Source organism: Faecalibacterium sp. 7, from assembly GCF_049562865.1.
Lineage (GTDB): Bacteria > Bacillota > Clostridia > Oscillospirales > Ruminococcaceae > Faecalibacterium > Faecalibacterium wellingii.
Window position 1 is genome coordinate 1,845,297 of sequence record NZ_CP186911.1, and the last position, 26,077, is coordinate 1,871,373.

The 26,077-nt window shown below is 57.2% G+C and carries 38 protein-coding genes; 27 read left to right on the forward strand and 11 right to left on the reverse strand.

The genetic code is table 11. The annotated features are described in order from the left end of the window. Window positions 1-9 precede the first annotated feature (9 nt). The 27 genes from ACKXF7_RS09180 (at window position 10) to ACKXF7_RS09310 (ending at window position 22,114) form a co-directional block, all read left to right on the forward strand. A complete protein-coding gene (locus tag ACKXF7_RS09180) occupies window positions 10-207 on the forward strand; it encodes a hypothetical protein (protein ID WP_129872775.1) in 198 nt (65 codons plus the stop codon). Then, window positions 207-1,547 carry a phage tail sheath family protein gene (locus ACKXF7_RS09185; protein ID WP_423741115.1) on the forward strand — a complete coding sequence of 447 codons (1,341 nt, stop codon included), beginning with the start codon at window positions 207-209 and terminating at the stop codon, window positions 1,545-1,547. Before ACKXF7_RS09180 ends, ACKXF7_RS09185 begins: the two co-directional genes overlap by 1 nt. A gap of 18 nt (window positions 1,548-1,565) precedes the next feature. After that, window positions 1,566-1,997: a phage tail tube protein gene (locus ACKXF7_RS09190; RefSeq protein ID WP_423741116.1), complete on the forward strand. Its 432-nt coding sequence runs from the start codon at window positions 1,566-1,568 to the stop codon at window positions 1,995-1,997. An 84-nt stretch (window positions 1,998-2,081) separates the two neighbouring features. After that, a complete protein-coding gene (locus ACKXF7_RS09195) occupies window positions 2,082-2,570 on the forward strand; it encodes a phage tail assembly chaperone (protein WP_129872778.1) in 489 nt (162 codons plus the stop codon). Between the two features lie 192 nt (window positions 2,571-2,762). Further along, on the forward strand, window positions 2,763-6,515 hold the full coding sequence (locus ACKXF7_RS09200) for a phage tail tape measure protein (RefSeq protein ID WP_423741117.1): 3,753 nt from the start codon (window positions 2,763-2,765) through the stop codon (window positions 6,513-6,515). Continuing rightward, window positions 6,505-7,167 (forward strand): LysM peptidoglycan-binding domain-containing protein, encoded by a 663-nt coding sequence (locus ACKXF7_RS09205; protein WP_238077772.1) that lies wholly within the window; start codon window positions 6,505-6,507, stop codon window positions 7,165-7,167. The genes ACKXF7_RS09200 and ACKXF7_RS09205 overlap by 11 nt, the downstream gene beginning before the upstream one ends. A 9-nt stretch (window positions 7,168-7,176) precedes the next feature. After that, entirely contained in the window at window positions 7,177-8,397 is a 1,221-nt protein-coding gene (locus tag ACKXF7_RS09210; protein WP_412599979.1) for an XkdQ/YqbQ family protein, read from the forward strand. 12 nt (window positions 8,398-8,409) lie between these two features. Beyond that, window positions 8,410-8,928 carry a DUF2577 family protein gene (locus ACKXF7_RS09215; protein ID WP_423741118.1) on the forward strand — a complete coding sequence of 173 codons (519 nt, stop codon included), beginning with the start codon at window positions 8,410-8,412 and terminating at the stop codon, window positions 8,926-8,928. Then, complete coding sequence (locus ACKXF7_RS09220) at window positions 8,925-9,332, forward strand: DUF2634 domain-containing protein (RefSeq protein WP_296966518.1); 408 nt, start codon at window positions 8,925-8,927, stop codon at window positions 9,330-9,332. Before ACKXF7_RS09215 ends, ACKXF7_RS09220 begins: the two co-directional genes overlap by 4 nt. A 1-nt stretch (window position 9,333) precedes the next feature. Further along, complete coding sequence (locus ACKXF7_RS09225; RefSeq protein WP_423741119.1) at window positions 9,334-10,413, forward strand: baseplate J/gp47 family protein; 1,080 nt, start codon at window positions 9,334-9,336, stop codon at window positions 10,411-10,413. Further along, window positions 10,391-11,149 (forward strand): DUF2313 domain-containing protein, encoded by a 759-nt coding sequence (locus ACKXF7_RS09230; RefSeq protein WP_129872785.1) that lies wholly within the window; start codon window positions 10,391-10,393, stop codon window positions 11,147-11,149. Before ACKXF7_RS09225 ends, ACKXF7_RS09230 begins: the two co-directional genes overlap by 23 nt. Then, window positions 11,146-12,273: a hypothetical protein gene (locus ACKXF7_RS09235; RefSeq protein WP_423741120.1), complete on the forward strand. Its 1,128-nt coding sequence runs from the start codon at window positions 11,146-11,148 to the stop codon at window positions 12,271-12,273. The genes ACKXF7_RS09230 and ACKXF7_RS09235 overlap by 4 nt, the downstream gene beginning before the upstream one ends. Before the next feature lie 18 nt (window positions 12,274-12,291). Further along, complete coding sequence (locus tag ACKXF7_RS09240; RefSeq protein ID WP_423741121.1) at window positions 12,292-13,161, forward strand: hypothetical protein; 870 nt, start codon at window positions 12,292-12,294, stop codon at window positions 13,159-13,161. Window positions 13,162-13,181: 20 nt separating this feature from the next. Continuing rightward, window positions 13,182-13,631 (forward strand): hypothetical protein, encoded by a 450-nt coding sequence (locus ACKXF7_RS09245; protein ID WP_097777981.1) that lies wholly within the window; start codon window positions 13,182-13,184, stop codon window positions 13,629-13,631. Then, window positions 13,632-14,018: a hypothetical protein gene (locus tag ACKXF7_RS09250; RefSeq protein WP_423741122.1), complete on the forward strand. Its 387-nt coding sequence runs from the start codon at window positions 13,632-13,634 to the stop codon at window positions 14,016-14,018. A 2-nt stretch (window positions 14,019-14,020) separates the two neighbouring features. Continuing rightward, window positions 14,021-14,596, forward strand: a complete 576-nt coding sequence (locus ACKXF7_RS09255) for a hypothetical protein (protein WP_423741123.1) — start codon at window positions 14,021-14,023, stop codon at window positions 14,594-14,596. A 42-nt stretch (window positions 14,597-14,638) separates the two neighbouring features. Continuing rightward, complete coding sequence (locus ACKXF7_RS09260; protein ID WP_005940875.1) at window positions 14,639-14,791, forward strand: DUF6273 domain-containing protein; 153 nt, start codon at window positions 14,639-14,641, stop codon at window positions 14,789-14,791. A gap of 147 nt (window positions 14,792-14,938) precedes the next feature. Beyond that, on the forward strand, window positions 14,939-16,168 hold the full coding sequence (locus ACKXF7_RS09265) for a reverse transcriptase/maturase family protein (RefSeq protein ID WP_423741124.1): 1,230 nt from the start codon (window positions 14,939-14,941) through the stop codon (window positions 16,166-16,168). A gap of 20 nt (window positions 16,169-16,188) precedes the next feature. Continuing rightward, complete coding sequence (locus tag ACKXF7_RS09270; protein ID WP_423741125.1) at window positions 16,189-17,445, forward strand: DUF6273 domain-containing protein; 1,257 nt, start codon at window positions 16,189-16,191, stop codon at window positions 17,443-17,445. Window positions 17,446-17,455: 10 nt separating this feature from the next. Then, the gene (locus ACKXF7_RS09275) at window positions 17,456-17,926 is read left to right on the forward strand and encodes a hypothetical protein (RefSeq protein WP_129872792.1); all 471 of its coding nucleotides are present in this window, start codon (window positions 17,456-17,458) and stop codon (window positions 17,924-17,926) included. 11 nt (window positions 17,927-17,937) lie between these two features. Beyond that, window positions 17,938-18,381, forward strand: a complete 444-nt coding sequence (locus ACKXF7_RS09280; RefSeq protein ID WP_129872793.1) for a putative ABC transporter permease — start codon at window positions 17,938-17,940, stop codon at window positions 18,379-18,381. A 12-nt stretch (window positions 18,382-18,393) separates the two neighbouring features. Further along, a complete protein-coding gene (locus ACKXF7_RS09285) occupies window positions 18,394-18,591 on the forward strand; it encodes a hypothetical protein (RefSeq protein WP_129872794.1) in 198 nt (65 codons plus the stop codon). Continuing rightward, window positions 18,572-19,231, forward strand: a complete 660-nt coding sequence (locus tag ACKXF7_RS09290; RefSeq protein WP_129872795.1) for a D-Ala-D-Ala carboxypeptidase family metallohydrolase — start codon at window positions 18,572-18,574, stop codon at window positions 19,229-19,231. Before ACKXF7_RS09285 ends, ACKXF7_RS09290 begins: the two co-directional genes overlap by 20 nt. Before the next feature lie 17 nt (window positions 19,232-19,248). After that, a complete protein-coding gene (locus tag ACKXF7_RS09295) occupies window positions 19,249-19,605 on the forward strand; it encodes a serine/threonine protein kinase (RefSeq protein WP_243114925.1) in 357 nt (118 codons plus the stop codon). A gap of 15 nt (window positions 19,606-19,620) precedes the next feature. Beyond that, complete coding sequence (locus ACKXF7_RS09300; RefSeq protein ID WP_423741126.1) at window positions 19,621-19,875, forward strand: phage holin; 255 nt, start codon at window positions 19,621-19,623, stop codon at window positions 19,873-19,875. 577 nt (window positions 19,876-20,452) lie between these two features. After that, window positions 20,453-21,547 (forward strand): hypothetical protein, encoded by a 1,095-nt coding sequence (locus ACKXF7_RS09305; protein ID WP_423741127.1) that lies wholly within the window; start codon window positions 20,453-20,455, stop codon window positions 21,545-21,547. A 357-nt stretch (window positions 21,548-21,904) separates the two neighbouring features. Beyond that, complete coding sequence (locus tag ACKXF7_RS09310) at window positions 21,905-22,114, forward strand: hypothetical protein (RefSeq protein ID WP_156070560.1); 210 nt, start codon at window positions 21,905-21,907, stop codon at window positions 22,112-22,114. 41 nt (window positions 22,115-22,155) lie between these two features. On the opposite strand, the gene ACKXF7_RS09315 is transcribed toward ACKXF7_RS09310, so the two are convergent. From ACKXF7_RS09315 to ACKXF7_RS09365, 11 genes are all read right to left on the reverse strand, one after another. Then, window positions 22,156-22,365, reverse strand: a complete 210-nt coding sequence (locus tag ACKXF7_RS09315) for a helix-turn-helix transcriptional regulator (RefSeq protein WP_249233307.1) — start codon at window positions 22,363-22,365, stop codon at window positions 22,156-22,158. 135 nt (window positions 22,366-22,500) lie between these two features. Continuing rightward, window positions 22,501-22,641, reverse strand: a complete 141-nt coding sequence (locus tag ACKXF7_RS09320; RefSeq protein WP_129872799.1) for a protein phosphatase — start codon at window positions 22,639-22,641, stop codon at window positions 22,501-22,503. Between the two features lie 138 nt (window positions 22,642-22,779). Then, window positions 22,780-23,241, reverse strand: a complete 462-nt coding sequence (locus ACKXF7_RS09325; protein WP_423741128.1) for a hypothetical protein — start codon at window positions 23,239-23,241, stop codon at window positions 22,780-22,782. A gap of 13 nt (window positions 23,242-23,254) precedes the next feature. Beyond that, window positions 23,255-23,491: a hypothetical protein gene (locus ACKXF7_RS09330; protein ID WP_423741129.1), complete on the reverse strand. Its 237-nt coding sequence runs from the start codon at window positions 23,489-23,491 to the stop codon at window positions 23,255-23,257. Beyond that, window positions 23,473-23,895 (reverse strand): hypothetical protein, encoded by a 423-nt coding sequence (locus ACKXF7_RS09335; protein WP_423741130.1) that lies wholly within the window; start codon window positions 23,893-23,895, stop codon window positions 23,473-23,475. Before ACKXF7_RS09335 ends, ACKXF7_RS09330 begins: the two co-directional genes overlap by 19 nt. 11 nt (window positions 23,896-23,906) lie before the next feature. Then, complete coding sequence (locus ACKXF7_RS09340; RefSeq protein WP_423741131.1) at window positions 23,907-24,299, reverse strand: hypothetical protein; 393 nt, start codon at window positions 24,297-24,299, stop codon at window positions 23,907-23,909. Next, entirely contained in the window at window positions 24,299-24,628 is a 330-nt protein-coding gene (locus tag ACKXF7_RS09345) for a hypothetical protein (RefSeq protein ID WP_249233303.1), read from the reverse strand. The genes ACKXF7_RS09340 and ACKXF7_RS09345 overlap by 1 nt, the downstream gene beginning before the upstream one ends. Continuing rightward, the gene (locus ACKXF7_RS09350) at window positions 24,628-25,167 is read right to left on the reverse strand and encodes an LPD11 domain-containing protein (protein ID WP_412312869.1); all 540 of its coding nucleotides are present in this window, start codon (window positions 25,165-25,167) and stop codon (window positions 24,628-24,630) included. Before ACKXF7_RS09350 ends, ACKXF7_RS09345 begins: the two co-directional genes overlap by 1 nt. 5 nt (window positions 25,168-25,172) lie before the next feature. Next, entirely contained in the window at window positions 25,173-25,358 is a 186-nt protein-coding gene (locus ACKXF7_RS09355; protein WP_117504946.1) for a hypothetical protein, read from the reverse strand. Window positions 25,359-25,440: 82 nt separating this feature from the next. Continuing rightward, entirely contained in the window at window positions 25,441-25,605 is a 165-nt protein-coding gene (locus ACKXF7_RS09360; protein WP_154251259.1) for a hypothetical protein, read from the reverse strand. 13 nt (window positions 25,606-25,618) lie between these two features. Continuing rightward, a complete protein-coding gene (locus ACKXF7_RS09365) occupies window positions 25,619-26,041 on the reverse strand; it encodes a hypothetical protein (protein ID WP_423741132.1) in 423 nt (140 codons plus the stop codon). Window positions 26,042-26,077: the final 36 nt, after the last annotated feature.

Here is a 26,077-nt window from a genome sequence, read left to right on the forward strand (position 1 = left end):
GGTATCTGCATGGCAGAGAAGAACGCGAGCGCGGCACAGACCGCGCAGAAGTTCCCTATTGAGCGTCTGGCAAAGGCTTGCCGGACGCTTTTTCATGTTTCGGCCAGCACGTTCGCCGGTGCCACGGCGGGCATGACTGGTGAATACACCGTCGAGGAGATGCGGAAGCACATCGACGAGTGGCTCGGAAAGGAGGCCGTTGTTTAATGGCAGGCGGTAAATACGATAAGCTGGCGGGAAAGACCCGCCCGGGCACTTACATCAACTTCGAGAGCGACCGCAACGACACCGTCGGCAACTCTGAGCGCGGCATCGTGCTGCTGCCCCTGATTGGCTACGACTTTGGCCCCGCCAAGACGCCCATCACCCTGACGGCAGCGGCCCCGGATGCTTACAGTGTGGAGCTCGGCCGCAGCGTCTACGACGCGACCAACGATAAGATGCGCCTGATTCGTGAGGCATTCAAAAAGGCTTCCAAGGTCATCGTCTACATCACGGAGAGCGGCACAGCCGCAACCGGAACCGCTGCTCCGCTGACCGTAACGGCCAAGTACGGCGGCACTCGCGGCAACGATATTCACGTCTCTGTCGTCACAAACCCCGTCGGCGGCTTTGACGTCACCGTGTATTTGGATGCTGACGCCACCGCTGTGTACGAGGGCGTCAAGACCGTCGAGGAGCTTATTGCAGCCGCAGCAGACGACAAGCTGGTGAAGTTCACCGGTACGGGCGACCTGAAAGCGGCATCCGGCGTGAAGCTGGCAGGCGGCACGAACGTCACCAGCGCAAACGGTGACGTCACCGCGTTTGTGGACAAGATGGAGGGCATCAAGTTCAATACTCTGTGCTTCCCCGTTACCGATGCTACGTTGCAGACCGCAGCCATCACCAAAATCAAGTATATGCGCGAGAGCATGGGCAAGGGCGTGAATGTGGTTCTGCCGGACGCAAAGAGCCCCGACCACGAGGGCGTCATCAATGTCACAAACTCTGTTGTTGTTGACGGCGTTGAGCTGACCCACGCGGAGGCCTGCGCATTCGTTGCGGGCATCACCGCATCCGCAAGCTGCATCAAGTCTAACACCTACGAGGTCTACAACGGCGCGACCGGCATCGTGGACCCCAAGGACAACGAAGCAGCCATTGCGGCCATCAAGAACGGCGAGATGTTCTTCTCCTACTCCGAGGCGGGCAACGTCATCATCGAGTACGACATCAATTCTCTGGTCTCTTTCAAGAAGCCCAAGGACAAGACGTACAGCAAGAACCGCGTTATCCGCACTCTGGACGCTATTCAGGAGACCATCCAGAATAACTTCCCGCCCAACAAGTACGACAACAGCCCGACCGGCTACGCCGCTATGAAGGGCATCGGCCAGTCCATCCTCAAGCAGTACGAGGATATGGGGGCCATCAAGAACGTGGACTATGACGCGGACTTCAAAATCGACGAATCTTTGAGCAGCGGCGACGAGGTTTATTTCATCGTCGCAATCCAGCCTGTGGATTCTGCCGAGAAGCTGTTCTTCACCGTCAAGACCCGCTAAAGCAGCAGGAGGTAAGTTATGCAGTACAACAAAAACCCTATTAGCCTCCGCGAGGGCCATGCGCTTATCGACGGCGTCGAGGTCATGGACGGCGTGAAGATGACTATCAACTTCACCCCGGAGACGTGGACCGGCCGCCAGTTGAACGAAACCACTCCGTCTACCCGCTGGGTTGGCGCGACCATCACCGGCAGCATGACCCGTCGCCGGACCAACAACTGGCTCAAGACCAAAATCGAGGAGTATCAGGCAACCAAGGCGACGCCCGAGTTCGTGATTCAGGGCATCATGGACGACGCTAATTCTGACTACTATGCAGCCCACGGCTCCGATGTCGTGACCTGCGTCGGTTGCGTCCTGACTGGTGACCTGCCCCTGACCGCACTGGATGCAGAGAGCGGCAGCGTGGTCGATGACGTCATCAACTTCAACATCAAGAACATCATCTAACCTCCCGACATTTTGGTCGGGAGCATACAGGCGAAGCCTCTCCTAGGTGGAGGGGCTCCGATTTTTATTTTGGAGGAGACAGCTATGAGCAAGAACCTGAAATATTTTATGCGCGAGGCAGCAGAGGTGGAGAAGGTCGTCACCGTACCGGCCCCGGAGAGCTTTAAGGACGAGAACGGCAAGGTCATCCAGCTCGAGGTCAAGGTGCTTTCCTCTGAGCGTATCCGCGCCATCAATGAGGGGTACCACACCCACACTGTCGCGCTGGACAAGAAGGGCAATCCCTACATCAACGGCGGCAACGTGGTTTTCCGCGACGAGCGCGACAATGCAAAGGCCACCCGTCACATCCTCGTTGAGGCCCTGCAGTACCCCAAGCTGGACGACCCGGAGCTGATGAAGTACTACAACTGCGTGGACATCACCCAGATGCCGGAAAAGGTTTTCTCCCGCGCCGACGAGTTTGCTCATGTCACCCGCGTCGTCATGGCTCTGCTTGGCATCGGCGGTCAGCTCTCCGAGGAGGAGCAGAAGCAGGCCGATGAAAAGGAAATCGACGACGCAAAAAACTGATTCGCAGCGCGGGCAGCGAGACGTACTGGGCCCATGTACTTTGGCAGCGGCACGGTCTCCGACCGGAGGAGTTCGACCGAATGAGCCGGAGACAGAAGCTCTTTTACATCGCCTCCGAAGAGGAGGAAAGCGCGCGCCCGTGCAGAAGAGATACCATGAAGCTCGTCCCTATAAGGCGATAGGAGGACCGACATGGCAACACTGAAAGTCGTATTCAAGGCCATCGACGAAATCTCCTCCAAGTTCGACGAGATGACGCAGAGCGGCGAACGGGCTCTGGAAGCGTTTGAGAACACCGGCACGGCGGCAGACGGAGCGTTGAGCAAAGTCTCCCGCACGGCTGCGCAGACCGCCAAGAGCACCGACGCTGCTGCTGATTCCGTCGATGACCTGTCCTCGGCCATCGGGGACTACGAAAAAGCCACCGGGCAGGCGGCAAATTCTACCGGCATCCTGTCCGAGAAAACGACCGAGACCGAGAAGAACCTCGACGAGGCAGCGGAGGCAGCCCGTAAAGCCTCGGAGGAGGTCGAGAAGTTCGGTGATAAGTCCGAGGAAACTGGCAAGCAGAGCGAGGAATCGAGCAAAAAGGGCCGCGACGGCATCAAGGAGCTGCAAGGCGTCCTTGCGTCGGCCGGAATAGCCGCCACTCTGAACGAGATTAAGAACGGCTTTTTTGACTGCTCCGAAGCGGCCGCACAGTTCGAGACCTCCACTGCAATGGTTGCTACCATCGCGGATACGAGCCAGAAATCCTTGAGCAGCATCTCGAAAGAGGTGCGCACTTACTCCAACGAGACCGGCGAGGCGGCCAGCGACATGGCAGAGGCGACCTATCAGGCCATCTCTGCCAGCGTCAACACGGCGGACGCTGCGGCCTTTGCGGGAACCGCGACCAAGCTGGCCGTCGGCGGCTTTACGTCGGCGACCACGGCTGTGGACGTTCTGACAACGGCCATCAATGCCTACGGCCTCGCGGCGTCGGATGCAACGCAGCTTTCCGACTACCTTATCACCACCCAGAACCTCGGCAAAACGAGCGTGGACCAACTGGCGCAGAGCGTCGGCAAGGTCATTCCTCTGGCGTCTGCGTACAACGTCCAGATGGACAATCTTAGCTCGGCTTACGCTGTCCTAACCGCCAACGGTATCGCTACCGCAGAATCCGGCACCTACCTCAAGTCGATGCTGAATGAGCTCGGCGACACCGGCAGCGGCGTTTCTGAGGTCTTGCTGAACTCCACCGGCAAGACCTTTGCGCAGCTCATGGAGCAGGGCTACTCGCTCGGCGATGTGATGGCTATGCTGGGTAACGCGGTAGATGGAGACAGCACAGCGTTCAACGCCCTGTGGAACTCCACGGAGGCCGGTATCGGCGCACTGTCCCTGTTCAACGCAGGAGCAGACAAGTACAACAGTGTGCTCGAATCCATGCGTACCAGCGCAGGAGCAACCGAAAAGGCATACTCCACGATGGCGGACACGACCGACAAGAGCAAGCAGCGGATGGAGAATGCGTTCAACAACCTGAAAATCTCTGTCGGCGATGTGCTCAACCCCGCGCTCACGCAGGTATACGAGGGATTCACCAACGTATTTGCGGGCATGAGTGATTTTGTGGACGAGCACCCGGCCGTCGTGGCGGCCATTTCGGCCATTGCGGTCGGCGTGGGCGGATTCACGGGCGCGCTGGCTGCCTACAACCTCGCAACCACGGCTGCGAAGTTCGTGACGGAGGCATTCACTGCGACGCTGGCGGCTAACCCTTACGTCCTCGCGGCAGCAGGCATTGTTGCTGTTACAGCAGCGGCCGTTACCCTGACCGGAGTGCTGATTACGCAGAGCGACGAGTACGAGGGCATGACGGCCACCTGCCGTGACCAGTACGACGAGCTGCAGAGGCTGAACGACCAGTACAATGCAGCCTGTGAGCAGTACGGCGAGAACTCCGACGCGGCCAACAGCCTGCGTTACCAGCTCGACCAGCTCAACGACGAGTTTGAAGCCAACCGGCAGACCGTCAAGGAGTTTGTGGCGGAGTGCGACGGCCTCGTCGAGAGCCACAACAAGGTCATGGACGCCTACAACAGCTCCACCTCGAGCATCAAGGACCAAGAGCTCGGCACACTGGCTCTGACCCAGCGGCTCGGGGAGCTGGCCTCGCAGAACACGCAGACCACCGCGAGCTACACGGAGATGAAAGCCATCATCGACCAGCTCAACGCCGACGTCCCGGGTCTCGGCCTGACCTACGACGGCGTGACCGAGAGCGTGGACGCGACCGTCAAGGCTATCAAGAAAGCTGCAAAGGCGCAGGCTGATTCGGAGTATAAGGCCGAGCAGCAGCAGACCTATGTTGACCTGCTGAAAGAGCAGAGCAGCCTCGAACAGCAAATCGCGGAGGCGGAGGCCAACCTCGACGCGGAGCGTCAGCGGCGCGGCATGAGGCAGGACGACGTCACCGGCGACTGGGTCAGCGGCAGCGGCTTTTGGATGGAGGACAGTCCGTGGGTGGCGTGGACTTCTGACATCGACGAGTACAAGAAATCCCTCGAGGAGCTGCAAGCTGCCTACGACGAGAACCAGCAGACCCTCTCCGACATCGAGGGCGAGTGGCGCGGCGTCGCGCAGGCAGTCGAGGACGCGCAGAACCAGACCGTCACCTATGACGAAGCCGTCAGCATGGCTACGAGCTCCGCGCAGTCTGCTCTCGACGAGCTGACCGCAGCCTACGACAAGGCATACGAATCGGCCCGGACGAGCATCGAGGGACAAATCGGTCTGTTCGACACGATGAAAACCTCGTCGGAACTTTCCATCAGCGATATGGAAAAGGCCATGCAGAGCCAGACGGACTACCTCAACCTCTACTCTGAAAACCTCAAAAAGGCCGCAGAATACGGCCTCGATGACGGCCTGATTAAGTCGTTGAGTGATGGCAGCGAGGAAAGCGCGGGCTACATCAACGCCATCATCCAGAACATCGAGAAGCTGGGCGGTAGCACCGAGGGTATGCCCGCAGCAGCCTCCAAATTCGTGGACGAGTTTAACTCCAAGTTCGAGGAGACCGAAAAGGCAAAAGACGCCTTTGCGGACAACATCGCCAAGATGGAGACCGACTTCGATAAGACGATGTCGGACATCGAGCAGACGATGACCGGAACCGTCGAAAAAATGGAGATGGCCGACGAGGCCAAAGAAGCAGCACAGGCGACCATCAAGGCCTACTGCGATGCCATCCGTTCCATGACCGGCGAGGCCGGGAGCGCAGCGGAGGCCGTTGCGAACGCAGCCGCCTCCCACCTGAAAACCACGCCGACAACGACGCCCACCGCAACGACAGTCGCCGGTCACGCGAACGGCACTCTGTCCGCACAGGAGGACGTCTACATCGCCGGTGAGAAAGGCCCCGAGCTTATCATCGGCGCGCGCGGGTCCGAGGTGTTCCCCACGCAGGAGACCGAAAGAATCCTCGCAGCCGTGAACAGCGCGGAAAACGCCACGAACGCCCCGGAGCCCACGGCAAGCCCGCTCCCGGAGAATGACCTGCCGGAGGGTATGGAGGCCGTCAAGGAGTATTCCTATCTCACGGCTGACGGGCAGGGCTCTGATGCACAGCCCACCGGTATTGAGTACGTCGAACCGGAGGTGCAGGCGCAGACTACGGAGGAGGCTGCACCCGCAGAGGAGGCCCCGGTCAACACGACTGCCCCGGCCGCCAGCGACGCGCAGCAGGAGGCCCCGGCCTCCTCCTCGGACGCGCCCAGCATTGGCGAGACCGTCAAACGCATTATCCTCGAAATCAACGGCAGCGGCTCCATCGACGTCGGCGGCATGAATGAGGAATCCGTCCTCGACATTCTGACGCGCCATGCAAAGCCAGTCCTTATGAGCATCATCAAGGGTGAAATCTTCGAGGAAGGAGACCTTGCCTATGATTTTTGAGAGCAGTATGCAGCTCTGGATTACGCACAACGGAGAGCGCGAGAAACTGCGCTTTCCTGTTCTGCCGACGAAGTTCGACGTCACTCACGGGACGAAGAACACGAGCGTCACCATCAGTGGCCTCGGCGAAATCCTCGTTTTGCAGGACCGGGCGGCCGTGGAGGTATCGTGGGACGGCTTTTTTCCAGCCGCGTATTTTCCGGGCATCCAGACGCCATTTATGCTGTCGTCACCGGATGCGATGATGCAGCGGCTTTTCGAGTGGAAAATCAGCGCGAAGCCGGTGCACCTCATCCTGACCGGAACGCGCGTAAACTTCTACGCGGCTATCCAGAGCTTGCAGCCTTACAGAAAAGGCGGCGACCCCGGGAGCATCTACTACAAAATCAAGCTCAAGGAGTACAGAGAGGTCAGAATCCGGCAGGTCAAAGTCAGCTCGACCGGAACTGCGACCGTCTCCGGCGGCTCCACCCGGACAGACAACCGAGTGCAGGCGAAAACCTACACGGTCAAGCCCGGAGACTGCCTCTACAACATCTCGAAATCGACCCTCGGCGACGGAGGCCGGTACAAAGAAATCTATTCCCTGAACAAGGATAAGCTCAAAAACCCGAATTTGATTTATCCCGGACAGGTGTTGCAGCTCCCGTGAGGTGAGGCGATGAGCAAGATTACATTCCTCGTCACAAAAGGCGAGACCACCTACGACATGAGCGAGCTGGTGGAGAGCGCGACATGGAGCGGCCGAAAGGGCTCCCCGGCGCGCACTCTTTCCGTATCGCTTATCGACGATGACGGCTGGAAACACGCCCGTTCCGGCATTGATGTCACCAAGGGAAACCACTGTGTTTTTTATTGGGAGGGCGCAGAGCTGTTTCGCGGCATCATCATGCAGCAGAGGCAGAGCACGAAAAAGACCATGACCATCAAGGCCTACGACGTGGGTATCTACCTGTCGAACAACAAAGACAGCTTTTGCTACAAGCGGAAAAAGGCGTCCGAAATCTTCAAGGACTGCTGCGACCGATTCCAGATTCCGTACAAGGACGTGGCCGACACTGGCTACGTCATCTCGGAGCTACCAAAGGCCAAAACGACAGCCTGCGATGTTATTCTGGACGCCTTGAGCCTCACGTTTAAGGCCACCGGCATCAGGCATTATGTGACGTCAGCCGACGGGAAACTGAGCTTGATAAAGCGGAAAGACAGCATCCTGCAATGGGTGGTGGAAACCGGCCGGAACCTTATAAGCTACGACTACACTTGCAGCATCGAGAAGGTGAAAACCCGCATAAAGCTGCTGTCTAAGGAGGACAAAGTGCTCGCCGAAAAGGCGGACACGGAGCTCGAAAAGACCATCGGTATCATGCAGGACATTTCCACGCCCGACAGCAACACCGAGGAGGCGAACCTCACGGACATGGCTGAATCCATGCTCGCAGAGCAGAAGCTCCCCAGCAAAACGCTGACAATCGAGGGCCTCGGGCAGGCAAACGTCATTTCTGGCGTCGGCCTGTGCATCATCATCAGGCCGCTCGGCATCTCGAACAGCTACTATGTAGACGAGGATACCCACACATTCAAGGGCAACTACCATTCGATGCGCCTTACCTTGAACATGGCAACAGACACCGAGCGGAGCGCAAAGGCGAGCGATGAAAAGAGCTCGACCTCGCACTCCGTCGGCGATAAGGTCCAATTTTCGGGCGGTCCCCAGTACGTTGCGTCCACCGCGACGTCTCCGACCAACAGCCCGAAAGCGGGACCGGCGAAAATCACCGCCATCGCCAAGAGCAAGAACGCAAAACACCCGTACCACATCATCCACACGGACAAGCAGAGCACCGTCTATGGATGGGTGGACGCCAGTCAAATCGGATAGGAGGAGCTGCACATGAACCCAGAAGATGCAACGAGCCTAAAGCAGCTCTTTCTATCTATGCTACCCAAAAACGGCGGCATCGTTGTCGGCACAGTCACGAAAGAGAGCCCGCTCACCATCCAGATAGAGAACGACGAAAAGCTCGAAATCTCTGGCAGCGCGCTCCTCGTCCCCCGGAACCTGACCGACTATCAAGTGAAAGTAGACATCGCCCTCGCGGACGGCAAAATCGACAGCAACACCCATGTGGGAGGCGCGCACGGCCACAAGTTCCAGTTGTTCGATTCCAGAGGCGGAGGAGTGACCGGCCTCGTCGGCTGCCCGTTTGAGGGCGATAAGGACAAGCCCGTGGGAGACTATCACAAGGTCGAGAGCAGCAAGGAGAGCGCGCACATCCACTCGCTGAAAACCTTTTCCATTGAGAGCGGTCTGCTGACCGTTTACAATGCGCTCAAGACGGGCGAATCCGTCTACCTTCTCCGCTTCAACGACGGTAAGAGCTACTATGCTCTTGAGAGGGCTATCGTATGAGCAGAGTATTTGTTCCTATTCCCATTTCCGGCATCGAGGAGGAGAAAGAGCAGCCGTCGCTCACCTACAAGCTCGACCTCGATACAGGGCGCATCGTCGGAAAGGTTGACGGCCTCGAAGCCGTCAACCAGTTTATTTTGAAAGCACTCCTCACTCCGCGTTTCCACTGCCTCGTCTACGACAACCAGTACGGCAGCGAAATCAAGGACACTGTCACGGACGAGAGCGCGACAGAGGAGCTTATCAGGGCGGAAATCCCGAGACTTGTGGAGGATGCACTCCTCTGCGACGGCCGGATTCTTAAAGTCTATGACTTTGAGTTTGAGTTCAACGAGGATTCCTGCAACGTCCACTTCACGGCGGACACTATTTACGGGACCACAGAGGTCGAGGAGGTGATATAGAGTGTTTGAAGCCCAGACCTACGACAAGGTTTTGGAGGAGATTTTGAGCCGCGCGCCGGACGGAATCGACCTCCGGCAGGGCAGCATCTTCTACGATGCTGTCGCAGGCATCGCTTTCAAAATCGCCAAATACTATGCAGACCTCGAACAGGTGTTCGAGATGGTGTTTCTGGTGACGGCGACCGGCGATTACCTGACGCTCAAGGCGGAGGAATACGCCGTTTACCGGCAGGCAGCCGCGACGGCAAAGTACCGCATCAAGTACGACGGGGAACTCCCGGAGCTCGGGACGCGCTTCTTCTGCAGCGGCCAGTATTTTGTGCTGGCGCAGGATGACGCCCTCGGCATCTACATCGAGGCGGAGAAAGCCGGAACGGAGGCGAACGACATTCCGGCCGGAACCTCTGTTGTGCCGACCGACACGCAGCGGAGCCTCACGGCCTGCTCCATCGTCGAGGAACTCGAACCGGGCGCAGACGACGAGGACGACGAGAGCCTCCGAAAGCGTGTACAGGAGAAAATCGCTGGACCGGCAGAAAATGGAAACCAGCAGCATTACAAAACGTGGTGCGAGAGCATCTCCGGCGTCGGCCGTGCGCGCATTGTTCCCCTTTGGGCGGGAGAGAACACGGTCAAAGGCGTTCTCATTGGCACGGAGGGCGGCCCGGCGTCTGAGGCTGTTGTGCAGCGCGTACAGGAGTACATCGACCCGGGCGGGACCGGCCTTGGCGAGGGACGGGCCAACATCGGCGCGCACTTCACCGCGACATCCGCCACGGCGAAAAGGGTCAACATCTCTTTCTCCGTGACGCTTGCAAAGGGAGGAGACCTCGCCAGCGTCAGGAGCGCAGCGCAGACGGCCCTCAAAGCTCAAATCAAGAGCATCAACCTCACCACGGACGACAGCGAAACGCCCACCCTGCGCATCAGCACGGTCGGCAACACGATTTACAGCCTCTTGGGAGTGCTGGACTACGCAAACCTCCGTTTCAACGGCCAGACGGCAAACGTCGAGGCCGGAAAAGAGGAGGTATTTGTTTTGGGGGAGGTGACAGTAAGTGAAACCAACCCTGTATCCTAACGGATTCCCCAGCGCATACGAGGAGCTGAAAACATTCTACCCGGTGTTCTACCGGGATGTTTTCGAAATGGACGCTATCTGGCGCGCAGCCGGAGGCGGGCTGGACGAAATCGAGGACGGCGTGGACGCTGTTGTCAACAACAACTTCGTATCCCTGATGGACACGGATACGCTGGCGCAGATGGAAACCTTCCTCGGTATCCCTCTGAACCAGAAGCGCACCCTCGAGGCGCGGCGCAAGCTCGTCGCCTTGTACTTCATCGGCGGCAACCACATCGGCTCTCAGGAGATAAAAGATATTGTTTTTGGATATACCGGAGCCTCGTCCTCTGTTGAATTCAAAAATAGCAGAATTTATGTGAAGCTCTTCCCAAATGATAACTCCACATTCTTATCGAGCGACGTCATGGAATGCTTGAAGCGCAAGATTCCGGCTCATCTTTCGCTTTCGCTTGTTCTTGCATATATTCCGGATTTACAGCCAGCCTACGTCGCCGCCGCACCCTGCGGAATGGCTGCCTTTTGCACCGTTCGGCTGCCCGGAAGCATCAAACCCCGCGCCGTCACGGCTCGTGGCTATGTTGCCGGTGCTATGAGCGCAGCGCGGATGCAGACGACCGTTGAACTGCCCGGAGCCATCCACCCGAAAAACATCACCGCGCAGGCATACGCCACCGGCGGGCTTGCGCACACGCACGAAACCGTAACCATCAAGATTGGAGGACAGACAACATGAGCTGGGAAAAATCCAGTTATACAACTGCCGGTGCCGCGCTCCTGTCGGAATCCCTCTCCGGCGGCGCGCTCACCATCACCCGCGCCGTGAGCGGCACCGGCATCGTTGAAACCGACTTGTCGGCAGAAACGACCGTCAGCGGCGAAACGCACGAACTGACCATCCTTGCGATTGACACCGTAAAGGACGGAGAGGAAACGGCCCGGAAAGTCAGCATCCAGATTACCGGAGCAGAAAGCACTTACATCATGCACCAGATCGGCGTATATGGCCGCCTGAATGATGATGCCGAAGTGCTGCTGTTCATCATGCAGGATGAACGTGGAATCGAAGTCCCTGCATCCAGCGTGAACGCTGATTTTGAAATTGAGATTGCTGCCCTTATTGCAATCTCGAACAAAGCAAAAATCGAAATTGCCCTCAGCCCGCAGATGCAGGCTTTGATGAAGCTGGTCAAGGCCGAAATTGAGAAGCACAACGCCGCCGCTGATGCCCATGCAGCGACCATCACGGCAGCGGTCAGCGCAGCCGTGAAGAACCTGTCTGAATCCGGGGAAATCCTGAACGAAGAACAGGTAAAGGCTCTTATCAAGGAGCAGGTGGACGGCGGCACAGGCGGCGGCTACTATGGCTCCTACAAACTCACCCTTGCGGCTGACGGGTGGAAGCCCGCTCGCAGCGAGGATGATTACGAAAACGCTGGCGGTATGGATTACTACCAGTGCATTTATGATGCAGAACTGTCGGACAGCACCAGCGAGCTTGTACCCGTTGGCGTTGTATCTCCCGGCAGCTTCTATACTACGACCAAAGCGGGCGTCCTGAACGGGTGCGAAACGCATGATGGCTTCATCAGATTCTTTTCACAGCGCATCCCGTCCGATAATATTCAGGCGACCGTGACCCTGTTCGGGAAAGGAGGTGGTTCGGGTGAAACCGGTAGCGTAAGCATCGGTCAGGGCTTGAAGCGTGACGCGAGCGGCGCTATTGCCGTCCGCATTGGCGAAGGCCTTGACTTTGACAGCGCAAACGCGCTGACTGTCCGCAAAGAAACCGTTATGACGAGCGAAGACCTGCTGAACGAGGAAGAAACGCAGCAGGAAATCGTTGATATGCTGAAATAATTTTAGGAGGACACTACTATGTCTAAGCAGATTTCTACCAAGACCACCATCCGCAACCTGACCGCCGAGATCAAGAAGACCTTCGTCAAGAAGGACGCTTTCACCCCGGTCGAGACCGCTGCCAACGCCGCCATTAAGGCCGTGAAGGTGACCGGTAACACCGTCAACTTCTACACCAACACCGGCATGACCGGCGCAGCTGCTTTCTCCATGGACTTCCCGACCGAGATGTTCCTCGACCAGACCAAGACCGCGTTCGTCGGCAAGTTCAAGTTCTCCGACACCACCTATCCCGGCGCCACCGACCCCAAGCTGGACGGCAAGCCGGTCATGGTTCTGGCCGTCAAGGGTGAGAACCCCGACAGCTGCACCTACTCTTTCCTGAACATGGCTGCTCTGGTCGATACCTACGCCGCAAAGACCACCGGCAAGGATGCATCCACCACCGTTACCATCGCTGGTTATGAGGTGGATGTCAAGGTCAATGTTTCCGCTGCTGTCGGCAACGCCCTGATTCTGAAGGATGATGGTCTGTATGTTCCCACCCCTAAGGAAGTGGACATCTCCGGCAAGGCCGATAAGGCCACCGGTGCCACCGCCGGCAACTTTGCTGCACTGGATGGCGAGGGCAATCCGACCGACAGCGGTAAGAAGCCTGCCGACTTCGTGGCTGCTGAGACCGGCAAGCGCCTGATGACCGATGCCGAGGGCGAAAAGCTGGCCGGTGTCTCTGAGGGTGCAACCAAGACTGCCGCCAGCTCCACCAACGGCAATGTGAACATCGACGGCAAGGAAGTCGTCGTGTACACCGAGCCGGAGAATGTTCTGCACGACGAGGACGTGGAGGACTTCTCCGCAGAGGAGATCGCCGCTCTGCTGGCTGACTAAGACATGAGGAGGTAAGCTCTATGGCAAAAGCGAAGATCAAAACGCTTTTGGGCACAGGGCTTGCCGCGCTTTGCAGCCACATCAAGCAGTGCAACACCGCACTCGGAGACCTTTCCGAAGCAACTGCAAACGGATTCGAGGAAACCGATGACATCCTGCACGAAAAGCAGGATGTCACGGCTGCGGTGTCTTTTACGATTCCGGTCGATGGCTGGGGCGAAGATGATTCTTCCCCCGGCTATTTTTATTGTGACATCCCTATTGCGGGCCTGTTGGCTACCGACATTGTGGATGTTACGGTACTGCCGGAATTTTACGATGTGGCGGGTGCGGTGGGCTTTATTGCAACCGAAAGCCTCGAAGGAAAGCTGCGGCTGAGGGCCGCCAAAGCTCCGACCGAGAAAATTTCTGCACAGTATCACATTACAAGCACCGTGAAATACACGGATGCACAGGAAGGGGGGACCTAAATGGCATACGGTTCTTTTAACGCAGGCCCCGGCAAGGCGCCGGACGAAGATGTTGTCCGCACTGACCAGATCGGCGTGCCGGGCGGCATTGCTACGCTGGATGCAGACGGCCACCTGACCGAGAGCCAGCGGTGGGAAGTGGATGGCTACAAAAAGGCCGAGACCGACCAGCGCATCAGCGCGGCGGTAGATGCCCACAACGAAGCGACCAACGCCCACGGCGACATCCGTGCCAGTGTGGCAGCTATGAACGCCAGCATCAAGGCCATTGAGCTGAAGTTCGGCACGAACGTCACGAAAAACCCGTTTTCTGCCACGTTCGGCAGTCTGGACGGCCTGACCGTGACCGGCGTGTGGAACGCCGAGCAGGCAAGGGTGGAGTTCTGACGATGGCTGAAATGTTCAAGGTCGGCGCGAATGCGCGGGAGCTGTTGCGCTACACTCAGAGGGCAACCCGCATTGTCACCGACGACATCAGCCGGAGCGATGCCCGGAAGATGATCCAGAAAGTCGCAGCGCTCGAAGATGTGCGCGACATCCAGAAGGTGTGCGGCACTGCCGTCCATGCACTCGACACACGGGACAGGGAGGGCTTTTCCAAGAGCACGTTCCGGCTGTATGGCGAGGGCATCCGGCTGACCGCCCGGCAAATCCTGCTGGATGCACACGCGGCGAATAACGTCAATTTCCAGACCGACTACGACAAGCGCGTTGAGAAGATCGGCGCAGTCGTGGACGGCTGCTCTCTGCTGCTGGAATACCTGACCATCTGCACGGAGGAAGGTATCATCAGCGCGAAGAAAGCCGGTATCTGGACAAAGAAGGTCACGGACGTAAAATACCCGGCGATGAAGTGGCTCACGTCGGAACGCGGACGTGCCGAAAAACTCCGGGCAGAAGCGGAACGGAAACGGCTGACCGAACAGGCTGCCGCCCTGAAAGCCGTCCTTTACCCGGAACCGTAAACGCACAGCGGGCAACCGCTTTGCATAAAGGGTGCGGTTTGTTTGTCTGACGCTGCCATTTGGTGGCTGCGCTCTCCGAACACCAACAATAACAACAACGTCTGGAACGTCAACACCGATGGCTCCAACAACAACAACTGGTACAACAACTCCTATGGTGTTCGCCCCGCTCTGATGGAACCGTGTGACGAGTAGGCATAAGCTGAAAGCAGTGCGCCCATCAAAGGAAACCGCATCCTGTCGCTTGCCGATGCAGGCAAGTGATAAATACATCCCGCTGAGGTGGGCCATCCCTGCCGGATGCAGCCCACTACCGCAGCAGCGAACCAGCGGAGGGTCATTTTGACATACGAAGAACTGTGCAGCTTTGAGGTGCTTTACAAAGCCTACCTCGAAGCCCGGAAGGGAAAACGCAGCAAGAGCAAAACAATCGAGTATGAATCCCATGCATTGGCTTGCACGGAAAAGCTCTCCCGTAAGCTGGCTGTCTGCAATGTGCGGCAGCCAGACGGGAGCATCCGGCAGCAGATACGCTATGTGCCAAGTAAGTTTGAGGTCTTTGCCGTCTACGAGCCGAAGCGCCGCATGGTACACGCCCCCGCATTTGTGGACAAGGTGGTGCTACACGCTCTGGTCGATAACATCCTGTATGACGCCCTGACAAAGAGCTTTATCCGGGACAGCCACGCCAGCCAGACCGGCAAAGGCACAGACGACGGCCTGATGCGCCTGAAAACCCACATGGTGGACTATTACCGCCGTGAGGGCCACGGCGCGGACGGCTGGGTGCTGAAAGGCGACGTGCGGCATTTCTTCGCCAGCATCGACCACCGGAAGCTAAAACGCAAGCTCAAAGCCGTGCTGGATAAGCGCGGCGTTGACCCGCGTGTCTATGAGCTGCTTTGCATCTACATCGACGTGATGGAGGACGGCTTGCCGCTGGGCTACCAGACGAGCCAGCTTTTCGCCCTCATGTTTTTGGACGAGTTCGACCACATCATCAAAGAAAAGTACCGCATCAAATACTATGGCCGATACATGGATGATTTCTACATCATCTGTTCGGACAAGAAGAAATTGCAGTGCATTCTCCGGGATGTGCGGGCACTCATGGACAGTTACGGCCTTGAGCTGAACCAGAAAACCGCCATCTTCCCGTTGAGGAACGGTATTGATTTTCTGGGCTTTCACTCCTACCTGACCGACACCGGCGCGGTCATCCAAAAGCTGCGCCGGGATAGCTCCAAGCGGATGAAGAACAAGATCAAGTATTGGGAAACAGCATACCCCGCAGGCGAAGTAACCAAGCAGGAAATCCTGCGGAGCTTTGATGCGTGGGATGCCCATGCCGCCCATGGTGAAACCTACTCTTTACGCCGCAAGTACGCTGACCGGCTCGAAAAATTGCTTGACTGCAAAATCCCTATCCATCGAAAAATCAACTCGAACAAACTCGCGCGTGACAGACGGCGGGCGCGGCAATGCCGCTGCATCTACAAGAAGCAGCACAAAGCCCTGTCCCTCTCTGTATCGCAGAACACGCGGCCTGCGGAGATCATGCCGTGGGCCTGAACGAAAACAAGGAGGTAACAATGGCAAACGTAAAACTGGGCACGAAAGCCGTTGGCAGCATTGTCAAAATCAAAGTCAACGGCGCGTCCAAAGATTTTATTGTTGTGCAGCAGGGCAACCCGAACACCGGCACCTATGATTCGAGTTGCAACGGAACGTGGCTGTTGATGAAGGATATCTACACAACGTCCACGTTCGGCAACAATAACTCCTACAAGGATTCCAGCATCCACACATACCTGAACGGAACGTTCTACAACCTCATCGACAGCAACATCCGGGCAGCTATTAAGCAGGTGAAAATCCCGTACCAGAACGGCACTGGTTCCGGCGGCAGCCTTGCCACCGGCTCCAACGGCCTGAGCACCAAAGTGTTCCTGCTGTCTGGTTATGAGGTTGGCTGGACGACCAGCGACAACGGCTATTTCCCGAAGGACGGTGTGAGGCTGGCATACTTTGGCAATAGCTCCGGCGGTAACAGCAAGCGTATTGCATACAATGGCAGCTCCGCTGCCATTTGGTGGCTGCGCTCTCCGTACACCAACGTTGACGGCGACGTCTGGTACGTCAACACCGATGGCTCCAGCAACTACTACTGGTACTTCTACTCCTATGGTGTTCGCCCCGCTTTCATTCTTCCCTCTACACTCGTGGTCTCTGACGATGGCACGGTCAGTGTCAACACTGCACCTACCGTCAGCACGGACGGCGCAGCTCTGGGGCAGAAGAACACGGCCTTTGGGAAGTGCACCGTCAGGGATGCCGACGGCGACACCTTGACCGTCACCGAAAAGCTGGACGGCAAGACCACCAAGACCCGCACCGGCGTTGCCAGCGGCACGGCCCTGACCTTTGAGCAGACGGCCAGCGCTGCCGGATTCCAGAAAATCCTGAACGGCAACCACACCATCACCGTTGAGGTGAGCGACGGCAAGGAAACCGTCAGCACGTCCGCGACCTTTACCAAGGCCGTCCACGCCGCAAGCGTGACGCTGGCTGAACCGTTGGCCGTTGAGGGCGACATTACCGTTGCCGTGCTTCAGGTGACCGGCTCCATCCCCGATGATGCGAAGTTCAAAGCCGAAGTGACCAACAACGCACTCGACAGCTCCCCGGTCTGGCAGGATGCCACGACCGAGGTAAAAAAAGGCGTGAACATCGTCTTTGAGAATAAGACCGCCACCAACGGCGCGGCGTTTAACTTCCGCGTCAGCGTGGAGCGCGGCGAATCCGGCACCGGCGGCTATATCGAGGCCGTTTCCGGCGCATTCCAGTAAGGAGGACAGTATGGCTATTGAATGGAAGAAAAACGACCTTCCCACTCTGGCACAGAAGGTGGCGGACGACGCTTCTGAAACCTGCCAGAACTTTATTTATGCTGGCATTGACGTGGAGTTGTCCGACGGTACGCAGCACTTTTCGCTGATGCCCAACGACCAGACGAACATCGACTCGATGTTTGCGGCCATTACGTTGGGCGCGTCCGAATACCCTTACCACCCGGATGGCGGCAAGTGCGTTATGTACAGCGCGGCAGACATTATTACTCTGTACAGCGAATACAAGAGCTTCGTCACCAAACAGACGACCTACTGCAATGCGCTGCGCCAGTGGGCGAAGCGCGAGACCGACCCGAATGTTATCGGCTCCATCTATTACGGATGCGCCCTTCCCGAGGACCTCGAAAAGGAAGTCGGGGACATTCTCAGCGCGGCGCAGGCGCAGATTACGGCCATCATCAACAAGCTCTCCGCCTAAGGAGGACCGAAATGGCAAGGAACTCTGTATGTAAAACTGCCATCCTCTTTGTGTTCGGAGGGCTTGTATACTTCGGACTCGAGGTGCTTTTCAGAGGACATAGCCATTGGACGATGTTCGTCCTCGGCGGATTCCTTTTCCTGATTCTCGGTGAGCTGAATGAGGGCCTGCTTGAGTGGGATACCCCGCTCATTTGGCAGGGCGTCCTCGGCTCGGCCATCGTGACAGGAGCGGAGCTCGTTACCGGTATGATTCTCAACGTCTGGCTCGGCCTCGGCGTTTGGGACTACTCCGGTATGCCGTTCAACTACAAAGGGCAGATTTGCCTCCCGTTCAGCATTTTGTGGATTTTCGTGTCTATCGCGGCCGTTGTCCTCGATGACTGGCTGCGATACTGGCTGTTTGGGGAGGAGCATCCGCACTACACACTGTTCCGGCGCGGCGAGAGCCGCTGAAAGGAGCCGCCAATGAACCGCGAGGAGAGGCTCGAACAGCTTTTGACGGCCACCGTTAAGCTGCTCGACCGGTGGGAGGAATACTCCCTCGAAACGAACTGCGGGGAGCCGGAGGGCTACGGCGCAGCCCGCGCGGTGGTACACGCAGAATTTTCCGTACTCAAACAGACTGATAAAGGAGACGGTGAGAATGAGCGTAATTACCTTTAAGCCGAACGACCACACGAAAATTACCACGGATTTCGAGCGGTACGAGTTCGCCTGCCCGTGCGGATGCACGGCGCAGATGATTGACCCGGAGCTCGTCCAGAAGATGCAGACCATCCGCACCAAGCTCGGCAAGGCCATCAAGGTTACGTCAGGCTACCGGTGCGTGAAGCACAACGCAGACCCGAAAGTCGGCGGCAGCCGGACGAGCCGCCACCTCTACGGCATTGCGGCCGACTGGCGCACGAAGGACCGGAGCGTCAACCCCGTCGCCCTCGGCATCATCGCGGCCGCGCAGGGCTTTGGCGCGGTCGGCATCTACTGGCACGACAAGGCCGCCATTGTCCACACCGACACGCGCGGAGGCAAGGCTACATGGCTTTGCGTCCAGCCCGGCGTGTATCCCAGCACCACCTACAACAAGTTTGTCCTGCCGACCATCGAGCAGGGTTGCGAGGGAGCCGCTAACCGCGCAGCTACGGTTATGCTGCAGCGGCTCCTCGGCATCCCGCACGACGGCAGTTTTGGCCCGGCTACCACAAAGGCACTGATGACGGCCCAGCGTAAGCACGGCCTCGTCCCTGATGGCATTTGCGGCCCCAAGAGCTGGACTGCCCTGTCAGGCGCAGACAAATATCTGTGAGGGAGGAGGTGATACCAGTGGAAACATGGCAAATTCTCGTCACCGTTGGAGTGCCGTCTGGAATCTTTGGATTTGCTGTCTGGCTGATTGAGCGCAAAATCGAGCAGCACGAGAGAAAGCGGACCGAAGAAGCCAAGAAGCGCGAGAACATTGAAGCCCAGCGCGAAAAGAGCAGAGAGGAGCTGCAAATCTGCATCTATGAAACTTCTCTCGCCGCCATCGCCCTCGGCGAGGCCACCGCAAAGGCAGTTCAGCGCATCCCTGACGCGCACTGCAATGGTGATATGCACGCAGCCTTGGACTACGCCTCTAAGGTCAAACACGCACAGCGGGAAGTCGTTTCCCGCTGCGGAATCAAATCCATTGTCGAATGAGAGGAGAACGCTATTATGAAGTACAATAACAAAGTTTCCGCCGCCACCATCGCCCGTACCGCTGCTCTGCTGCTGGCTCTGGCAAACCAGATTTTGAGCGCGTTCGGCAAGTCTCTGCTGCCCATCGAGAGCAGCACGGTGGAACAGCTCGTCACCACGGGCATCACCACCGTTACGGCCCTGATTAACTGGTGGTACAACAACTCCTTCACGCAGGCCGCTATCGAGGGCGATAAGACCTACGAGAACGTCAAGAACCAGATTCACTAAGGACGCCCCAGCAGCTACCACATAACAGCACGAGCCTCCCGGTATTCCTCGCACAAGAGGGCCGGGAGGCTCTTTTTTTTATTGCTGTTTTTTGCAATATCTTCCCCGGAAACGCACTTAAAGCAGCATTTCCGGCGCGGTTATTCTCGTAAAAAGACATTTTCGGGACAGAAATGCACTTTTTGATACATTTTCTATCATTTCCGTGGATAACCGCAGAAAAACGGCGCGGAAATACCAGAACGACCCGAAAAGTGGAAAACTGGGTGGAAAAAGTTGATAAAAGGGTCATGCGAGACAACACACGCAGTTGTCCCAAAATACCACGAAAAACAATATAACCGGAGCGGAAATACCGTTTTGAACGCATATCCGCGCGGATATGCACTGAAAGCAGCATTTCCGGGTATTTCCGGCGAAACAATCGACAAAGTAGAGTAGAGTAAAGTAAAGAAGAGTAGAGAATATATTATACTCAGCGATTTTGCAATCGCTGGCGCGAAAGCCGTTGCCATTGTCCCTGTTAGGTGCTATCATAAAAGCACGACCACCAACACAGGACAGGAGGACAACAGTTATGGGTAACACAACTGCGTCCCTCACCCACGAACAACTGTTCGGGGGGGGGGTAACAAGTAGCGGCGCGCGATTCGTAGACCCGGCCAGCATCCCAATGGACGAGGTACGGGAGAGGCTGAAACAGCAGTGCGCGTACAAGCCATCGCTCGAAATCAACTTCGCAATGAGCAGGGATTCCAAGATTGCTTGCTTTTGGGGAAAGCAATTCTACATCACGGACGATTCATTCACCCCGGAGCTTGTCTACGAAACAGAATCCTTTGTAAACGCGGCCTCCATTTCAGACGGCTCAAGATACGCCGTGTGCCAGACAGCGCACAACGCCCGGAACGACGAGGACAGCGGAACATTCGCTGTGATAGATGTTCTGCACAAAAAGGTACTAGGAAAATACCACACAGAGCATGGCTGGAAGTACATGACACACCTGTATGTGGACGAACGGGAAAAGTGCTTTTGGGCATACTTTGGCGATGACAAAGAAAAAGTGAGCTTTGCGGACCGCGTGAAAGAGGAGCCGTCGCCGGAGCAGAAACCGGAGCAGCCCAAAAAAGAAAACCCGGCAGCGGAGCCGAGCAAAAAGCAGAACAAAAAGGCGAACATCATAGCCATCGCTGTTGCTGTGTTCTTTGCGTTCATGCTTTTTGGCGGATTCGACCTTATAGCACCTCGAAAGAGAACAACCAGCACAACCAGAGTATCGACGCCGGAGACGAACCGGAGCGTCCTCGAAGAAACCGCACTGAACGCGCTGGACAAAGAAAGCGCAGCCTACATATCGTCGATTGATGCATTCTATTACAGCGGCAAGTACACGCTCACCGTTCGAACCGTTTCCTCTGGCGGCCTGTATCTCCCGATAGTGGCGGAGCAGACGGCGCAGGCAGTGTTCGACAAAGCGGCAGAGCTTGGTATCACGCTTTCGGAGTACAAGGTCGAGGAGTTCAGCGAGGGCAACAGCAGCAAGGTGGAAAACATGATACTTTGGAAAAGCGCAGATGGTGTAACCGGAACCTACACAGACGACACCGGCAGCAGCCCGTACATCGAGACAGATGTTACCGTCGAGAGGCTGGCGGAAATCGTGAAATGACCCAGCAAGTGACGAAAGCCTCCTGCGGAGACCCGCAAAGAGTCGTGGTGGCTAGGCGGCAATCTTTACGGCCAGACCACAAAAGCCCGAAATCGAGGCCCCGGAGCCGTGCTCGTGACGTTCTACGGCTCAACGCAGGAGAAAGCACTCCGAAAAGCTACAGGCAAATAGCCAGCAAGTTAAAATCAGCCTGCGGGAGACGGCCCACAGGGAGGTGATGGAGAGGGCTGCACGGGGACCACGAACAGCCCTCCCGTCACAATGGCTGCTCCGAAACACCCGCAGCGGGAAGAACGGCGCGCGCAAATCCTGTATGCGCGGCAGCGGCTCGACCGCTGGCGGGCATAGGAGGCAAGCATGGAACAGTCTATTTATGAGCTCTACATGGAGCAGGTCAACCCGCAGGACACCCGCGAAATCATGCAGGCAGAGGACACGCTCACCGCGCTGCTCAAGCTGGTGGAAAACCGCGAATTGCGCGACGCCATCGACCGCGCAGCAGGCCGCGTTGCCTACCTCCGAGAAGTAGCGGCATTTGAGGCCGGTTACGGCTTTATGCCCGAATAACAAAAAGGGAGACCCGGCGTAGTGCCGGGTCTCCTGATTCATTATAGCCCAAGATAATCCTCAATGCTCATGCCGAGCGCAGCGGCGACGGCATGAATCTGGTAAACATCGCGCGGGACCCGGCGACCGGCCTCCCACTCCTCGAGTGTCCGCAGCGGGACGCCAGAGAGCTGCGACAGCCGGGTGCGGGTCAACCCGCGAGCCTCGCGCAGCCCGGTGATGCGAACGGCAACAGGCGTTAAAGCTGACATCTTGAAATCCCCCTTGAATCTGCTATGATAGAAATGCCGGAGAAGTGAGGCATCTGCAAGCTGTTTCTCACTCCCCCGGCGTTTCAGAACTCTGGCCGCCGTCATCGGCCTTTGTTCTTCATCGGAGAGCCCTGCTTACTTGTTGAGCAGGGCTTTTACTTTTTCCACGGCCTCCTCGAGCGTTTTGCTGTTACGCATAAGCTCAAGAATTTCACGGGTCCGGTTCTCCTTTGCCTCGTCTCGAAGCACCTCGGCGGTATTCATTTCGTCGTCCATATCGTTTCATTTCTGGCCTTGCCACCTTACTCATTGAGGAGCGGCCCCCTCAACTGACTATATTATACCACACAAGCGCGTGGAAAGCAAGAGCAAAATGGCAATTTCTTGAAATATTTTTGCGTACCTGTGAAAGATTTACTGCTCGATGTACCGAAAGAGGAAACCGCCCGCATGGGGTAACTTTCCCTTGCATACCTTTCCGATTGCGCTGTCATCCAGACCGGTAGCACGGGAGGCAGCAGCGATACTCGGATACTCATGTATGACCTGATTTGTCTTGCGGTCAATCTGGCAGACCGGAGCGAGCGTTGAGCCGTGATAGGCCCGGACACTCCGGCCGTATCCGTCGCCCGGTTCGGGAGCCGTCTTTCCGTTCCACTTTGCGCCGGATGCAAGACCACCGAAAAGAAAACCCTGCATCTCGTAGGCGCGGGACAGACGCCCCAGCAGCGTGTCGAGCTGGTCGCGCTGGTTGCGGTCGAGAGACTTGAGGAACGTGTCAATCTCCTTTTCGGCCTCGACGACCTCCTGAATGCCGACGTGTAAAACGTCGTTCTGCTCATATTTTTCGTACAACGTCCGATAGACAGCAGACATTGTGTTCCGCCTCCTAGTTGATAATCTTGTAGTCGAACGCATCGGACATCGGCAGGCCCGGCTCACCGTCCCGGCCGTTACTGGATGCAGTATAGAGCTTGTCGTGCCGCTCCTTCGGCATTGCACCGGGCTCTGCGTACTTCCAGATTGTGCCCAGCTCATCGACGAACACCTCGCGGCCGAAGTCGTCCGTGCCAATGAAGCTCAGGACGGCGACAGCGCGCCGGAGGCTCATTTCCTTTCTTCCCATTCTGCGGACACCTCCCCGTCTTTGCAAAAGAGCTTTGCACGACGCAGGCGGAATGCCTCAAGAATGAGCGCGAAAGCCGTGTCACACGTTCCAGACACCATCTCAAAACCCGGCATTTCCCACAAACTAGCGTTGTAAAAAGCGGCAGCCAACTCGACGATGATGCGCTCGTTCTGGCTCAAATTGAAAGCCTCCTCTGCGGCCGTGAACATCATGTAGTCCTCGCCGATGACGGCAATGCGGAGCTCCGGCCAGCGCGTGAGCGCGGAGAGCAGATACAGGGACGCGCCCCAATACGGATTGATGCGCCCGGATTCGGGATTTACGATGTGCGGAATCCGCTGAAGCTCAGACAGGAACGCAGCCTCATGCTCCGGGCTTTTGTATGTGATATTTATTTCCATGCGAACCTCCTTTACATATCGACCGAAACAAAATGATAGGCGTACCAGCAACCGCGACGGCGAAAGAGCCTGACGCGGGTGGTAAAGAACTGACCGGAGCACCCCATGCCGTCATAACGGTCGTCGCGGTAGGCCCGGTGCATATAGAACCATTCGAGAACGCTCTCTTTTGAGAGGGGAGAGAGCTTCTCTGGCAGCTTAACGAGCTCGACGAAAGAATCGAGCTCGTCGCGGACGATGTGGCAATCGGAAACCCGATTGACGTATTCTCGGATGTCGCGCTTGAGCTGAGTGACGAACTCCTCGACGCGCTCACTACGCACCGGACCGGGAAACCGCTCGAACATGAGCAGGACATCGTATGCCTCCTTGAGGCTGTCGTAATCGTGAATATCGCGGGACATTAGGCTCCCTCCCTTTCTTCCTTTGCCTTGCGGAGCTCCTCGAGAAACTCGGGGAGCGGCAGCCGCTCGAGCTGATACTCCCGGCGCGCGGCCGGAGACAGGCCGTTGAGCCATGTCTCGTACTTTACCCGCTCCTGCTCTGCGCAGGCCCGGATGCTTGCGAGAGCATCCGCAGGCGGGTAATCCTCGCCGACGTACCAAGTGATTTTCCCCTCGTTGGAGATGTGGGCGACCATCTTGAAATCGCCGTCCTCCATCACGGCGGAGTTACAGACCGTTACGCCGTTACCGAGACAGCCAAGGAACAACTTGAAATTCTGGGCAGCCATCAGTAAATCTCCTCCTCAAGCATCTTTTTGCTGAACCGCTCAATCTCCTCGAGAGAGGTCCACTCCGGCTTCTCGTCGTCGGAAAAGCTGTCCCACAGGATGCGCATGGCCTGAATATGATTCTCAACGCAGCAGCCCCAGAGGTACTTGCTGAAACGCGAGCCGCAGCCGAGGAAATACTTGCAGTCCTGAATACAGCGGCTCAAGAGTCTGTAGCGAAACTCGGCATCGGAGCCGACAAGGTCAGTAGCGACGTTGCCGAAATAATGAAATTCCGCGTCGCCAGCGAAGTAGAGCGTGACACTGGCATCGAGGCTGCGCGGCCAGCCGTCCGGGTACGGACGGGTCGAGCCGTCAGAGAAGTGGGTCATCGCTGTTGCGGTCACCCCGATGGCGGCCTCGTTCTCACGGGGGCGGCAGAAGAACGTGCGAATCTGGATGCGCTCACACTCCATGGAACCAGCATTCCCGATACTGTCAGGGAACAGGGACACGGCCGGGTCATACCCGGCAGCTTTCAAACGCTCAAGAACGGTCATAGCTCTTATGCCTCCATTTCGATGTCGAGCAGCTCCATGCTGCCGTATACACAGTGCTCGGAAATCTCGCGGGCTCTTTTGCGAGCAGAGGGCAGCGAGACGGCCTCAATCTTGCGCTCAGTGACGTAACCGCCATTCTTGAACTGGGGATTGTGGCGGAAGAAAGTTGCCTTGTAGGACTTCATTTTCATAGCTGACACTCCTTTGCGGTTTGGCTCCCGCGACGCCCTTTTGGGCGTTTCGGCCGTCGCCAGCGGCCATCGTCAGGCGGGGTTAGATGTTGGTTTTTCGTGCGCCGGTCGCCGTGTGTTCCCACACATCGACGGAGTACCCAGCAGCCCGAAACCTGTTTGCAAAGCTGCGGGCCTCCTCCTCGGACGACTTCCAAACGCAGAGCGGGAAACCGGCCTTGTTATATAAAATCTGGTAACGCTTCATCGTCTGCACCTCCTTAATCTCTGTTCTCACGCTTCCACATGAGGAAGTTCTGGTAATCATCTTGACCCATCGAGACCGGCTTGCTCGTGTTGATGAAATCGGGGCAACCGAAGCAGACGAGCTCGTCCGGATTGCTGCGGGTCTGCGTCAGGACCTTGGCCGGGACACCGGCCATCTGGAACTGTTCGGACGGGACGCCCGGAACCTCGATGCGCCGGAGCAGCATATTGAAGTCGTAGTACCAGTCGAGATTCATGTACCGCTCCTCGCTGTCCGTGCCCTCGATTTTCTTGATGTACTCGGCCAGAGCCCCGCGAACATCCAGACGAACCGGAGCGACGCTGTCGTCATAGCTGTCGTAGAGGGTGATGGTCTCGGCCTTGCCGAAACGAACGGTCATGGCGGCAACGCTGCCGGTGTACTTGTAGAGCTCCATAAAAACCTCCTACCCGAAACGGGTCTTATTACTTGC